The sequence below is a fragment of the Paraburkholderia sp. D1E genome, from assembly GCF_052682275.1.
On sequence record NZ_JBQYMB010000001.1, the window covers coordinates 4,786,260 to 4,799,832 of the forward strand.

Sequence of the window (13,573 nt, forward strand, 5' to 3'; positions counted from 1 at the left end):
ACATGGCCAATAAATTACGCGGACAACAACCCCGGTCGGCGCCGAGAGCGCTGGCGCTAGCTGCAGCTTTAGCGTTCTCCGCTTCAGCGCAAGCGGCCGACCCCGCGCTCAATGCGCTCGGGCAAGCGGGTGGCTTGGTGATTCCGTATGCGTTTGCACTGCCCGAAGGGACGGTGGAGACGCAGTACAACAACTACATTGATCCACGCTACGGAAAGAAAGCGACGGGCGCGCAGATGTATTGGGGAGCAGTGGGCTTGCTGCCTTACGTGGAACTGTCCGGGGGGCTTGCCAATTACCCAGCGAATGTCCCGGCTCCATTCAGCAATGCCGACCACTTTCTGTTCCGTCATCTGATGGGCGACGTTAAGTTCGAAGTGCCGAAGTTCTTTAAGTATCAGCCGAGCATTGCATTCGGTATGACCGACATTGGCGGCCAGACGCATTTCTTCCGTTCGAAATACGGCGTGGTGTCGCAAGCGTTTGGACCGGTGACATTGACGGCGGGTTACGGTCAGGGCGATCGCCTCGATGGTTTGTTCGGTGGCGCGCAAGTCTCGCTGTGGAACACAGGCTTGTCTCTGCTCGCGGAAGACGATTCGAAAACGCCTTATGCCGGTGTGCGTTATCAGTCTCCGCGGATTAGCTGGCTAGCTGATGCGAACGTGATCGGCACGTTCATGCGTTCGATCCGCTCGACGGATGGTGTGTCGCCGCGCACGTCTTTCTCGGTGGGCATTCAGATTCCATTGGGCAAGCGCTTTAGCGGTGCACGTTGTGCCGACGGCTTGTGCGAGGGACCGCAAGTGCCCGCAGCCCAGACAGCGGATGCCGACGATGACGGTCTGATCCGTCTCGGCAGCCTGCAACCGGTGGACACGCGTGCTGCCACGGGTAACAGCAATGCGTTGGCTGCGGCGCCGATTACGTATGTACCGCCGCTGCAGTCGTATGCGTCGGTGATGTTGAGTGATGTGATGGCGGCCAAATCGTCGGGAGCGCAGTCGCCTGCGATTCCGGAGGCGCTGGACACCTCCGCGCTTGACGAAATCGCCGCACAACTGTTTGCGGCCGGCCTCGAGCGCGTGCGCGTCGGGATGAGCGGCCGGGATCTGGTGGTCGAGTACGAGAACCATCGCTACAACCAGAACGAAGCTGACGCACTCGGCATTGTGCTCGGTGTGGCGAGCGTAAATGCACCGCACGGCACGGACAAGATTCACGTGGTCATCAAGAAGGCCAATGAGCCGTTAGGCGAAGTCATTGTTGATCGCGACGCATTTGAGCAGTTCGTTGAGGGCGGTGCGCCGGCGGCTGCCAGCGCCTCAATGACAATGCGCACGCGCCCGACATACGACGCGGACTCGATCGCATGGCATGGCAATGAACACACGCATGGACTGACGCGTATTCAGATTGAGCCGGTTGTCAGTTACCTGTACGGCACTGAGTACGGCAACTTCGATATCTCACTCGGCGCCAACATTGAAGGGTTCGTGCCGCTTTGGCGTGGTGCGGAGTTGTACGCGAGTTATATCGCACCGCTCTACAACACAAAGAACATGGACGAAGGCCGCGTGTTTAGTGACTACCGCCTGCGCGGCGGCCTGAATGCGGTCGCATTGGCACAAAGCTTCTGGGTCATGCCGCAAGTATTCAATGTGGCATCGATCGGCAAGTTCGATTACTCGTACGTTGGTGTGCAAAACGAAACAACCGTGTTTGTGCCGGGGCGCCCCGATCTGATTCGTTTGCGGCTCGCCTATTTGCACCATGAGCCGGGCCATGACGAATTGCCGAGTGAGAAGAATGCCGAGCTGACTTACCGCTGGGTGCAACCGTCCTGGAAGCTGTGGATCGAAGCGGGCGTGGCGCGCTTTGTGGGTGGAGACAAGGGGCCGGTCGCGACGCTGACGCGCTGGTTCGACGACGTATCGGTGAGCGTGCATGGCGAGCATAGCGGCCAGGGAACGTTTGTGGGTGCCGCAATCAGCTTCCCGTTGACATTGCGTCAGGGCATGAAGCCAGGGATCAGCCAGGTGTACGGCTCTGAACAGTTCGGGCTGGATTTCCGCACGCGAGTGGGATCGACCAATTATCTGTCGGCCAATGCGGCGGAGAACATGGCTTTCCCGTATAGCACGCAGCAGTACTTGTTGAATCAGGGCCGCTTTAGCGGCGAGTACTTCTCGACTCAGCTTTACCGGATGCGCGATGCGTATCTGCGTTACGGGCGACCAGGTAGTGACGGAACAAAGCCGAAGCCGCAAGTGAGCGTGCCTGCTGTATCGACGGGCGTCGCGCTTTCACATGGCGTCTGCGGAAGCGGTTTGCAGGGTGTAAGCGACGGACGGGCGTTGGTGCCGGTCAATTGTGAATGACTTTCTTTGGAGATAAGCGATGAAGCTTCTAAACGGCGCCACGCTGCGCGCGCTGCAATTCGGATCGATGGCTCTCGCAACCAGTGCGCTGGTCGCATGCGGTGGGGGAACCAGTAGTGGTGGCTCGCCAGTTGGGACGGTGAGCGGTACGGCGGCAGTTGGTGCGGCACTGGCTAACGCCAGTATCACGCTGACGTGCAAGAACGGCTCGGGTAGCGCAACGGCCAATTCCAACGGTGCGTATTCGGCCACGTTCGCGTTTGACGGTCCTTGCACGATTACGGCGACCGGCGGCGCGATCACGATTCACTCGTTTGCAGCCGGCGCGGGTACGTTCAACGTGACGCCGTTGACGGAATTGCTGTTGGACTACATCGCAGGGCAATTGGGCACGACTGTTAGCGGGCTGCTCTCGGGGATCACTTCGAACGCGTCGTTTCAAAGTGCGCTGTCGAATAGCACGGTGATTGCGAATGCTGAGGCGGCGGTTGTGGCGCTGATCAAGAGCACGTATGGGATCACGCTTTCCTCTTCTTCGTTCCTGACGGTTTCGTTTACGCCCGGCGCGCCGGGTGCGGATGCGGATCTCGATACGTTGCTGAAGGCTGGGGCGATTACGAGTACTGGGCTGCCGGCGGCTTCGTTATCTGCAGCTGCGCAGGCGGCTGGGGCAGCGGCTCCGATTTCGAGTGGAAGTGGTGGGGCGACGGGTGGTACGGGTGGAAGTGGTGGGACGGGGACTACGACGAAGTAGCGTTTTGTGATTCCGTGGCCACCAATAATACTTCGCGCGAACGGTTTGGTCGCTTAAGTGACGGCGACCTTTCCTCGCAGACGAAGAACTGGATGCAAATCGAGGTGAATGTGATGAGACTTTTTTGGAAAATACGAGCGATCGGCGTAGAGCGCTTTGCAACACTGGTTGTGCGCCGATTTGCTCTAATCGCCCTTGTAACGACCTTTGCGGGATGTGTAGTTGCTCCCGGAATGCGAATGACCGGTCCTGCTTCGTTACCTGTAACGAATGGCGACCGCGAGACACCGCCGGTTGAACTCCCAGTTCCGATCGTCGATATCAACATCGCGCTTATCAAGAAAACGCGCGATGAGGCCGCTCTGGCGGGTGACTCGCAATTGGCAAATCTAGTGGGAACCCCGAGCGCTTATCTTATTGGCGCGGGAGACGTGCTGCAAATTACCGTTTGGGACCATCCGGAATTAGCCGCGGCCTTAGGAACTCAGACGCAGACGAATAGTCGCCCCTTCGACCCGGTTCCTGGCTTCATCGTAGACAGCAGCGGAAATGTCCAATTTCCCTACGTCGGAGCAATTCATCTCGCGGGATTGCGTCCCGACGAGGCTCAGAACAAACTATCGCAAGAACTTGCAAAAGTTTTTGTCAAACCGCAAGTGACTATAAGAGTTGCTTCGTTTCGCGCGCGTCAAGTCTACATCGATGGGGAAGTGCATACGCCTGGTGCCGTTCCCATAAACGACATTCCAATGACGCTATACGAAGCGATCAACCGTGCAGGCGGATTCAGTCCGGCAGCTGACCAGAGCCGAATGACACTCGTCCGCGACGGGGTCTCCTATCCACTGGATCTCTCCATGATGCTTGATCATGGTGAAAATCCTTCAAAAATTCTGCTCAGAAATGGTGATTTGTTGCGGATAGTTTCCCGCGACGAAAACGGCGTGTTTGTAATGGGCGAGGTAAATAAGCCTGCAACTGCTATACCGTTACAGAATGGAAGACTTACGCTGAGCGATGCTATTTCCCAGGCGGGTAGTCTGAATACGAATAGCGCCGATGCCGCCCAAGTTTATGTGATTAGGGGGTCCCTAGGCACAACACCCCAAGTCTTTCACTTGGACGCGCACTCGCCCGTGGCAATGATATTGGCAAATCAATTTCAATTGCAGCCAAAGGACGTTGTGTACGTAGATGGAAATGGATTGGTCAGATTCAGTCGCGTGTTAAGCCTCCTTTTGCCGGCTATCAACGCGGGTCTAACTACGGCGATCGTGACAAAATGATCGAAAATATATTGATGGTTTGCGAAGGGAACGTGTGTAGAAGCCCGATGGCAGCCGGTCTGCTCGCGAATGAGATGCCGTTCGCCTCGGTCTCGTCCGTCGGCATCAATGCGATGCTTGGCCATAATCCCGAGCCATTGGCTATCGAGTTAATGAAGCAGCGCGGTATAAGCATAGAAAACCACGTTGCAACCGCGCTCAACATGGATCACATCAAGTCAGCGCAGTTGGTATTGACGATGAGTACTTCGCAGCGGCAGTGGATCGAAAGTAAATATGTGTTCTCGCGAGGAAAGGTTTATAGGTTGGGTGATCACGAGAATTTTGACGTGGCAGATCCTTATCGAAGGGGACGTCAAGCTTTTGAGGCGTCCCTAGCTCAAATTGAGTGCGGTTTGCAAAATTGGATCCAACTAATCAATAGCTTGGCGGTCACCGTATGAACTTCCTATCCGAAAACCGTGCCGCTGAATCTCTAAGCGATGACGAGGTACATTGGGCAGAGCATATTACCGTCATGGTAGAGAATTGGCGATTGATTGCTGCGGTAGCGTTAACGATATTTATTTTTGGCGTTGCATATGTCTACTTGGCTCGCCCGGTTTATCGTGCAGACGCAATGATTCAGGTCGAAGACAGTGCAAATGCAACGAAGGATGCTTTGGGTGACATTGCGTCCATGTTTGATAATAAGCAAACAGCCGCTGCTGAAATTGAAATCATACGTTCACGCTTGGTCACAGCTCAAACGGTACAGCGTCTTCATTTAGACGTTTCAGCGCAACCGCGATATTTCCCGATCGTTGGCGGTGTGATCGCACGACACTCTGATACCACAAACCCAGCTCCTGCCAAGTTGGGAATGAGCCAGTTTGCATGGGGTGGTGAGAGCATTAGCGTCTCCCAATTTGAAGTGCCCTCAGATTATTACGGGGACAAATTCGTCTTGGTCGCCGAAAAGGCAGGCTCCTTTACTCTCCGCGATCCGGACGGCGAGGTGCTTTTCCGTGGCGTGACGCTGAAGCAGCAAGCCGCGAGGTTTGCCAACGGCGAAGTTCGAATTCTTGTGGACAAACTTGTCGCTCGTCCAGGTACGCAATTCTTGATCCAAAGATTTTCGACGCTTGACACGGTTGCCAAGCTTCAAGACTCTTTGCTCATCTCAGAGAAGACGAAGCTGTCTGGTGTAATTGGTGTGTCACTCGATGGATACGACGCGCAAGCTGTCGCTGGTGTCATCAACACAATTGCGACGGCCTACGTACAACAGAATATTGACCGAAAATCGACCGAGGCTCAAAGCACGCTCAAGTTCTTGGACCAACAACTTCCTGATCTAAGAAAACAGCTGGATGACGCCGAGGAGCGGTACAACGCGTTCCGTAACAAGCATGGTACTGTCGACTTGACCATGGAGAGCAAGCTTCTCTTGGAACAAGTCGTCGATAGCAAGGCGAAGCTGACGGAACTTAAGCAGCAGCGGCTGGAAATGGCTCAAAGATTTACGGAGACACATCCGGCAATTGCGGGCATTAATGCTCAGATTTCTGCGCTCGAATCGCAACAGTCTGACTTCGACGCACGCGTAGCGAGCCTTCCGAACACCGAGCAGTCGGCTCTTCGACTTCTCCGCGACGTCAGGGTCGATACAGAGCTATATACCAATCTGCTCGACAGCGCTCAGCAATTGCGAATAGTAAAAGCGGGTGAGGTGGGAAACGTTCGGGTTGTTGATTTTGCAGTCATCCCAGAAAGCCCAGTTAAGCCCAAAAAGATTCTTCTAATTCCCGTTTTCGGAGTGGTAGGCCTGATCTTGGGACTAGCTGCCGCATTTATTCGGAAGTCGCTGTACGGCGGAGTTGAAAATGCCGAGAAAATCGAGGAATCCCTTGGGGTTCCCGTTTACGCGGTAATACCTCATAGCGAGGCCCAACTCAAGTTGGCGCGTGCGATTGAACGCGGTCGAGCAGGGCAACACGTCCTGGTGACGTCAGCGCCAGAGGACGTCGCGGTCGAAGGTGTTCGTAGCCTGCGAACGGCGCTTAAATTTAATACCGTGGGCGCAAGAAACAATATCATCATGATTACAGGGCCGAGGCCTGAAGTTGGAAAGTCGTTTTTGTCTGTCAATCTCGCCGCAGTGTTGGCTATTGGCGGCGAACGAGTCCTTCTTATCGATGCTGATATGCGCCGCGGCGACGTTCACACCTATTTTGGCATTTCGAAGCTCCCCGGTCTATCCGAGTTGCTCTCGGGATATGCAGCAGAAGAGCTTGTGAACCGTGATGTGCTGCCGGGTTTGGATGTCATTGTCAAAGGAACCTTGCCGCAGAACCCGGCGGAACTTTTGGCAAATGGAAGGCTAGATTTAGCGCTCAAACTATTTTCCTCCCAGTACGACGTCGTCATTGTAGATACTCCCCCCGTCCTTGCGGTCACAGACGCAACGATAGTTGGGAAGTCCGCAGCGACGACTCTTCTTGCAATACGTCACGGTCGGCATCCAATGCACGAAATAGCTGCATGTGCTAAGCGGCTTCGGACTGGCGGAGTCTCGCTCAAGGGAATTCTCTTCACTGATGTCCCCGCGCGAAAGATAGGCTACGGGGCCTACAACTCAGGCTATTACGCGTACGAAAGTAAGCACTAATGCCGCGCTCCATGCAGTGTGCCACGCGTAAATCGAAACTTAGTGCGAGAGGGAGCGCCCGAGGATGAAAATACTCTACATATGCAGCCTTTACGAGCCGCACGTTGGCGGAGGTGCAGAAATTTCGCTTCGAAACCTAGTTAAAGGTATGCGCGCACGTGGCCATGAGGTCACGGTATTAACAACGGGACCAGCGGCCGGACTCGTCATAGACGTCGTAGATGAGGTAAAAATTTATCGGGCCGGCCTGAAAAACATCTTCTGGCATCACTCTGTTAAGCAAAGAAATTCGCTGGCGAGAATGTTCTGGCATATTAAGGATTCCTATAACGAATCGATGCGCGACTACGTACGGCTTGTAATCGAAAATGAGCGGCCCGACGTGGTGAGTTGCCACAACTTGACAGGTTGGTCCATCTCGGCATGGGATGAAATCAGAGCTGCGAATGTGCCATTTGTCCAGGTGCTGCACGATCTCTATCTTGTGTGTGCCCGAAGCAATAGGTTTCGGGCGGGGAGCGTCTGTCAAAAACCTTGCAACGAGTGTCGATTTTTGCGAAAGCGTCACGCTCGCGCGTCGATGGCAGCATCGGCCGTAGTCGGCGTTAGTCAGTACATTCTGAATGTCATGCGCGACAGCGGGTACTTCGCTGGAGTACTAGGTAAAACTATTTACAACGCTAGAAACATTCCGCTTATTGACGTCACTGAGCCGACCAATAGTGTCCCAGTTAAATTTGGCTATATTGGAACGCTTTCCGAGGCAAAAGGGGTTGAGTGGATGCTTGAAGAATTTCAAGCATCGAAAGCTGAGGGTACTTTATATCTTGCCGGTAAGGGAGATCAGCGATACGAAACATATTTAAAGGATAGATTTGCCTCTTCAAAAGTGGTATTCGTGGGTTACGTTGAGCCTCGGGAATTCTTTCAGAGTGTGGAAGTTTGTATCGTTCCTTCTCTCTGGCCCGAACCGCTTGGAATGGTCGCGGCGGAGGCTTGCGCGTACGGCATTCCTGTAATAACCACGCGTCAAGGCGGACTCCCGGAAATTATCAAAGACGGCATCAATGGTTTTTTGTGCGATACAGAAGATAAACACTCGTTACGTCGCGCAATCGAGAAAATGACTTCTGATCCATCTGTCTATATTTCGCTAGCAAAAAATGCGCGAGCGTCGGTCCAAAGTTTTATCGACCCCGATCAAATGCTTAAGAAATATGAAGATCTGTTATTTGACGTTCATCTGGCGCAAGAAGGGGCCACGATATGACCTTATTCGTGCAAACCCGAAATATTGTTAATCGGAGCTCGTTGTCAAACCGAGGAATCGTTGCATTTTGTATTGTTTCTTCTTTGCTTCTTACTGAAACGTTTTCCGGTGCGCTTCGCTATTACCTCGATCAATTTGGTCTCGGAGCAGCACTTACAGCACCAAAGATGCTGGCAGTAGCATTTGTTTTATTCGAAATGGGTACGCGGAAAAGCACTCATTTTCTACTGCTGCCTATTCTCACTGTTGCCGCATATTCATGTGTAGCGCTTTTTCATGGTGTCCCGCTAGAGAATATTCTTTTCTCATATTATACATGGTCGCCGATTCTCCTTGGCATCGTCGTACATAAATACATTCACCAAAGAAGATCGTTCCTATTGTTATTGCTGTTTTGCGCAATCGCCTCTGGCGTGGGGGTTCTTGTAAACAGTTTTAGGGATCTTCCTTGGCAAGGTTATATGTACAAAATTGGCGATACTCAATTGGAGGGGAGTCGGGACTGGAACGCCTTCGATGTGGCGCGGCTGGCTGGCTTTGCGCGTATTTCAGTTTCAGCTGCAATCGGAATTGCATTGCCGATATTATACGTAACGCCAAGTATAAAGAATTATATAGTGCGCAATGGAATTTTAGCTGCATCCTTGATTCCAATATATCTAACCACCCATAAGGCTTCGATTGTTGCTTTAGCTTTGGGCGGACTTGTATTGAAGACGTACCGAACGAAAGGGTTGGTATTAATTGTTTGTGCAACTCTACTTGGTGCCGCAATTTGGCTTCCGTTTTCGACGACTTTCGAAAATTACGTAATAGACATGCACGACGATGTCGACCTTCTGCTCTTTGCGTCCTTTGATGACCGACTTAATAACACATGGCCTGACTTTATTGATGTCGCGACTCAGTTTGCAAATCCAATTACGGGTGTTGGTTTTGGGGCGGTCGGGTCTTCTTTGCGGATATTTGAGGTCCCAGCGCTTTTGGGGCGAGGGGGCGGCGATTTGGCAGTCTCGGATAATACCGCATTGGCACTTTGGGGCTCTTTTGGGGCTTTAGGAGTAGCTATTTACGCTTCGCTATTTTTTGTTTTCAAACGCTTATACAGTTACGATGTGGTGGCCTCACGTGGTTTGATTGCTGTCGCGATTGCAATATTTGTAATTGGTATTTTTACAGATATTCCGGAGTCGCTTGTGTGTATGTTTTTTATCGGTTTGATAATCGCTCAAAGTAAAATGTACTTGCAAAATGGCGTTTCACGCTTCGAATCATCGCAAAAAATGAGGCGTCAACATGTGTAAAGATCAGCTGAGTATTCAATTCCGCTCCGTGATTCTACCTGCATTAATTATTCTCTTAAGTGGTGCCAAATTGGCGCAGGCTGATGTGACGCAGACCATACAACCGACAGTCAACGTCTACCAGTCCGTAGCCGCGTTGGAAAACGACAACGCGTTGCGCCCGAAAGAGGGGACGATCGCGGTTGTGCTTGGGTACAGGTACCCCGGAGACGGCGGGGGTGGACAATTCTTTTTCAGTCCTTCTGATTCTCGCAAGGCAAACGGCGGGACAGTGCTGCCCGTTCGTGGCGTGGAGGGTGGGCGCTGGAACCGTATATATGCCGGCTCGCGATACGTTACCTACTTTGGAGCCACAGGCGACGGTAAGACAGATGATACGGCGGCCGTCCAGAGTGCTGTCGACGATACGCCCGACGGCGGCCAATTGGTGTTTCCATTGGGGAAATATGTGGTTTCAGGGATACGGGTCAGCCGTCCTATAAAACTTCTCGGCGAAGGTGTTTCAAAATGGGAATCCCATGGAGCAGAGCTTTTAGCCAAAGGGAACCAAGCCTTTGTTTTAGCGTTTAGTCACGAGTCAGATACGGTTCCGGGCGTAGCTCTTGGCGGAGAAATATCCAATCTCGCGCTCGAAGGCGGAGGACACGCGCTAAGTGAAGGCGTTTTCGTGGGGCTAGGGTTCTCCGAAGTGACGATTCGAAACCTCGAGATTGGTCACGCGATTGGAAATGGAGTCCGACTTCAGCACTGGTTCGAAGGAAAATTTGAAAACGTTTTCTTTAATTCTATAGATGCGAGTCATAGCGACGCCGTGTTTTTTATTGGACCAATAATTCTCAAAAATTTGGCTGCTAACGTTAATAATCTTCGCATATACGCCTCCCGTTTTGAAGGCAACTTCGGTACATATATTAAATCCGATTCACGAGCTAATTTGGATATTTTTGTCCTGTCAAATTGTAAATTTGAGTGGTCCGGGCAAACTTGGCATGCTGCCGAACATTTCCCCTTGTTCGATCTAGATGCTGCTTTTCGCGTGCAGATTTTTTCAAATTCAATTACTCAGTTCCGATTTGGGAGAAACTACTCCCCGATATTGACGGTGGCTGCGGGTAGTGGAAGTCTCCCAACTTCCCGTGGGGCAGGGATTAAATTTTTTAATAATGACTTTAGTGGTCTTGATAACGACACAGTTTTGTTGGATTCACGAAGCGATGCTGTTGCACAGTGGACAAATAACACTATCATGGATTCGTCGTTCTCGAAAAAAGTCGGTTCAGAATCACCTCGAAAAAACATAGTTATGGATGATTTTTTGAAGTATGACCATTTTTAATAAATTTACCGGCCACGCCAGATTGATAAATATATTTATTTTATAAATTTTCCTCCAAATGATCTATGCAGATTTGCGTTGGCCGGCACACACCGGCATTGGAAACGTGATGTCGGCCTACCTTAGTCGACGTCCGGCTTTCTTGCAACTGGAGCATCTGGATCTCACGACTAAGATTGGAAGTCCGCTGTCTCCGATAGCGCTTGGTAGCGGACTCCGAAATAGACGAGATGCAGGTGTTTTTTGGAGCCCTGGATTTGTGCCGCCGCTGCGCTCTCCGTGTCCTAGCGTAGTCACAATTCACGATCTAACCCATCTTCACTATTATTCAAGGTGGCACAGGATCTATTATGAATTGGTGTTTAAGAGATTGTTATTGCAATGCTCTGCCATTGTCTGCGTTTCAGAATATACTAAGAGTGAGTTCTTGGAATGGTCAAATATCGATCCAAAAAAAGTTCACGTTGTTCTAAATGGAGTGCATGAAAATTTCTTTGGAAAACACGAGCCACTGAATTATAAATTCAAATATATTCTGTACCCCGGGAATCGTCGAAAATATAAGAATCTGGATCGACTTTTCGCGGCCTATGCCGCTTCGGTATTGCCGAAACAGAATGTTAAATTGATGCTTACTGGTATTCCCTCTGCAGAGCTTACGTTGCTGGCGAGGAAATTGGGCATTGAAGCCAACGTTGTTTATTCGGGGATTGTAAGTGACCAAGACATGCCGCGGCTATATAGCGGTGCGTTGATGGTGGTGTTCGTTTCGCTATATGAGGGATTCGGGCTGCCGATCGTCGAAGGAATGGCGTCAGGTGTACCAGTGATCACATCAAATGTATCCGCAATGGCAGAAATTGGGGATAGTGCTGCCGAATTAGTTGACCCGTATTCGGTCGATTCTATAAAAGAAGCGATCAATAAAATCGCGACAGACAAAGAAGCACGTTCGGATTTAATTAGAAAGTCAGCAATACACGTTAAAAAGTTTGATTGGGGAAAATCGGCTTGCCGACTTTGGGAAATCGTGGGTGAATTTGAAAATTAAAACAATGGCCGAAGCGAGGGAACACCGGGGGGAATATGATTTCATTCGAAAGAATAAATGCAATTATCGTGAATTACAAAACGGCTGATTTGACGAGAAAATGTGTCGAATCTTTAATCGCACTAAACATTGCGATAGCCGAAGACATAGTGATTGTGGACAATTCGTCGCCTGATAATTCTTTTCAACAACTTAAGAAAACACTACCTGCAGATGTCCGACTGGTGCGAGCGTCGGTGAATCGCGGTTTCGGATCAGGCGTCAATTTTGGAATGGTTGCATGCAGACATGACCTAGTGATAGTTCTGAATCCCGATACATACTTTACTGATAGAAGTATCGAGCGCGCCATAAAAGTCATGAAGAGCGAGTCGGATATTGGGCTTGTGGGATTGGACCTCGTGTATCCGAATGGGCGACGCCAATACTCTGCGAGGCGGTTCTATTCAGTTCTTGATATCTTGGCTCGTCGGTCGCCGCTGGGAAAGCTGAGTGGCTTTAGACAGCGTGCCGAAACGCACATGATGTATGACTCTTGGCGGCAGGACTTGCCCTTTGAAGCGGAATGGGTAATGGGAACTGGATTTATTGTTCGGCGAGAAATTTTTGAGGACCTCGGTGGCATGGACGAGAGATATTTCCTGTACATGGAGGACGTTGATTTTTGTGCGCGAACGTGGCAAGCGGGGCACAGAGTTGTCTGCGTCCCTGGAGCACATCTGACTCATGAGCACCAGAGAGAATCCGCGGCTGGGATTTTCAGCTGGGCAGGACGCAAGCACTTAAAAAGTCTTCTACTTTTTCGGAGCAAATATCGTTTGCCGTGGGGCGAGCGACCAGGTATCGACGGGTTGGCGCGCAGATAGGTGCTATCCATACAGTGAAATAGTGCGCGGCGAATTGTTCAACTACCAAGGACTTTTGTTGACACCCTGATCCGACCGGACATGTGTTCGGACCTGAGAATCAACCGGCTTGTTTTTGGCGGTCAACAAATGAAACGTACTATTCTCTTTATTAAGATCTGTGTTGTCTGTAAGACTGTCGTTTCCGAAGTTCAAAAGTGGGTTGACGCTAACTGCCAGTTCGACCGGTGTCATTGGATAACCAGCGTCTTGATTGCTAGTCGAAAGCAGATCGTCTGATGGTCCCCCGAGTAGCTGCTCGTCGCGGACAATCTGCTGGTGTAGGTCCGGTGTCGCTCCATGGTCAGCGTTCGAATTTATCTTGTGACGGGACTGCGGATCAATCGAGCGTTTGAGTAATGCTGCATACGACTGAGCAAGGTCCTTTGCCGATCCGCTCGTGCCGTAAGGGGAGTCCTGATTGAGCGTCTGACCAGATGCGAAGCAAGATACCGCCAGAGTCAATATCGCGATGACTGTTTTAGATTTGAATTTTGATGACATCGTAGTCCAGAGCATTGGGTAAGCTGAGTTTTTGATGGTTCCATGATCATTGTCTACCAAAAAGACTACAAATGGCCAAAATAATTTAGACAGGTTGGACTTTTGGTTTGAAGTCGAACGGCGCGACAACTT

Annotated in this window: 11 protein-coding genes; 10 read left to right on the plus strand and 1 reads right to left on the minus strand. The window is 51.2% G+C overall.

Going from position 1 to position 13,573, the window contains the following annotated elements:
* Positions 1 to 2: 2 nt before the first annotated feature.
* The 10 genes from ACUN0E_RS21330 to ACUN0E_RS21375 all read left to right on the plus strand — a co-directional run bounded on the left by ACUN0E_RS21330 (position 3) and on the right by ACUN0E_RS21375 (position 12,898).
* On the plus strand, positions 3 to 2,381 hold the full coding sequence (locus ACUN0E_RS21330) for a YjbH domain-containing protein (protein WP_445567900.1): 2,379 nt from the start codon (positions 3 to 5) through the stop codon (positions 2,379 to 2,381).
* Positions 2,382 to 2,400: 19 nt separating this feature from the next.
* Entirely contained in the window at positions 2,401 to 3,135 is a 735-nt protein-coding gene (locus ACUN0E_RS21335) for a carboxypeptidase regulatory-like domain-containing protein (RefSeq protein WP_445567901.1), read from the plus strand.
* Positions 3,136 to 3,248: 113 nt separating this feature from the next.
* Positions 3,249 to 4,421, plus strand: coding sequence for a polysaccharide biosynthesis/export family protein (locus ACUN0E_RS21340; protein ID WP_445570500.1), 1,173 nt, complete (start codon positions 3,249 to 3,251; stop codon positions 4,419 to 4,421).
* 14 nt (positions 4,422 to 4,435) lie between these two features.
* On the plus strand, positions 4,436 to 4,864 hold the full coding sequence (locus ACUN0E_RS21345) for a low molecular weight protein-tyrosine-phosphatase (RefSeq protein WP_445570501.1): 429 nt from the start codon (positions 4,436 to 4,438) through the stop codon (positions 4,862 to 4,864).
* Positions 4,861 to 7,071 carry a polysaccharide biosynthesis tyrosine autokinase gene (locus tag ACUN0E_RS21350; RefSeq protein ID WP_445567902.1) on the plus strand — a complete coding sequence of 737 codons (2,211 nt, stop codon included), beginning with the start codon at positions 4,861 to 4,863 and terminating at the stop codon, positions 7,069 to 7,071. The genes ACUN0E_RS21345 and ACUN0E_RS21350 overlap by 4 nt, the downstream gene beginning before the upstream one ends.
* 64 nt (positions 7,072 to 7,135) lie before the next feature.
* A complete protein-coding gene (locus ACUN0E_RS21355) occupies positions 7,136 to 8,341 on the plus strand; it encodes a glycosyltransferase family 4 protein (RefSeq protein WP_445567903.1) in 1,206 nt (401 codons plus the stop codon).
* Positions 8,338 to 9,645 carry a hypothetical protein gene (locus ACUN0E_RS21360; protein ID WP_445567904.1) on the plus strand — a complete coding sequence of 436 codons (1,308 nt, stop codon included), beginning with the start codon at positions 8,338 to 8,340 and terminating at the stop codon, positions 9,643 to 9,645. Before ACUN0E_RS21355 ends, ACUN0E_RS21360 begins: the two co-directional genes overlap by 4 nt.
* On the plus strand, positions 9,638 to 10,981 hold the full coding sequence (locus ACUN0E_RS21365; protein WP_445567905.1) for a glycosyl hydrolase family 28-related protein: 1,344 nt from the start codon (positions 9,638 to 9,640) through the stop codon (positions 10,979 to 10,981). Before ACUN0E_RS21360 ends, ACUN0E_RS21365 begins: the two co-directional genes overlap by 8 nt.
* Before the next feature lie 109 nt (positions 10,982 to 11,090).
* Positions 11,091 to 12,032, plus strand: a complete 942-nt coding sequence (locus tag ACUN0E_RS21370) for a glycosyltransferase family 4 protein (protein ID WP_445567906.1) — start codon at positions 11,091 to 11,093, stop codon at positions 12,030 to 12,032.
* 35 nt (positions 12,033 to 12,067) lie between these two features.
* Positions 12,068 to 12,898, plus strand: a complete 831-nt coding sequence (locus ACUN0E_RS21375; RefSeq protein ID WP_445567907.1) for a glycosyltransferase family 2 protein — start codon at positions 12,068 to 12,070, stop codon at positions 12,896 to 12,898.
* 42 nt (positions 12,899 to 12,940) lie between these two features.
* On the opposite strand, the gene ACUN0E_RS21380 is transcribed toward ACUN0E_RS21375, so the two are convergent.
* Positions 12,941 to 13,441 carry a hypothetical protein gene (locus ACUN0E_RS21380; protein WP_445567908.1) on the minus strand — a complete coding sequence of 167 codons (501 nt, stop codon included), beginning with the start codon at positions 13,439 to 13,441 and terminating at the stop codon, positions 12,941 to 12,943.
* Between the last annotated feature and the right edge of the window lie 132 nt (positions 13,442 to 13,573).

Coding starts and splice junctions, on each gene's coding strand:
- ACUN0E_RS21330 (WP_445567900.1), top strand. CDS start 3: ATGGCCAATAAATTACGCGGACAACAACCCCGGTCGGCGCCGAGAGCG.
- ACUN0E_RS21380 (WP_445567908.1), bottom strand. CDS start 13,441: ATGTCATCAAAATTCAAATCTAAAACAGTCATCGCGATATTGACTCTG.
- ACUN0E_RS21360 (WP_445567904.1), top strand. CDS start 8,338: ATGACCTTATTCGTGCAAACCCGAAATATTGTTAATCGGAGCTCGTTG.
- ACUN0E_RS21335 (WP_445567901.1), top strand. CDS start 2,401: ATGAAGCTTCTAAACGGCGCCACGCTGCGCGCGCTGCAATTCGGATCG.
- ACUN0E_RS21340 (WP_445570500.1), top strand. CDS start 3,249: ATGAGACTTTTTTGGAAAATACGAGCGATCGGCGTAGAGCGCTTTGCA.
- ACUN0E_RS21375 (WP_445567907.1), top strand. CDS start 12,068: ATGATTTCATTCGAAAGAATAAATGCAATTATCGTGAATTACAAAACG.
- ACUN0E_RS21355 (WP_445567903.1), top strand. CDS start 7,136: ATGAAAATACTCTACATATGCAGCCTTTACGAGCCGCACGTTGGCGGA.
- ACUN0E_RS21345 (WP_445570501.1), top strand. CDS start 4,436: ATGGTTTGCGAAGGGAACGTGTGTAGAAGCCCGATGGCAGCCGGTCTG.
- ACUN0E_RS21350 (WP_445567902.1), top strand. CDS start 4,861: ATGAACTTCCTATCCGAAAACCGTGCCGCTGAATCTCTAAGCGATGAC.
- ACUN0E_RS21370 (WP_445567906.1), top strand. CDS start 11,091: ATGTCGGCCTACCTTAGTCGACGTCCGGCTTTCTTGCAACTGGAGCAT.
- ACUN0E_RS21365 (WP_445567905.1), top strand. CDS start 9,638: ATGTGTAAAGATCAGCTGAGTATTCAATTCCGCTCCGTGATTCTACCT.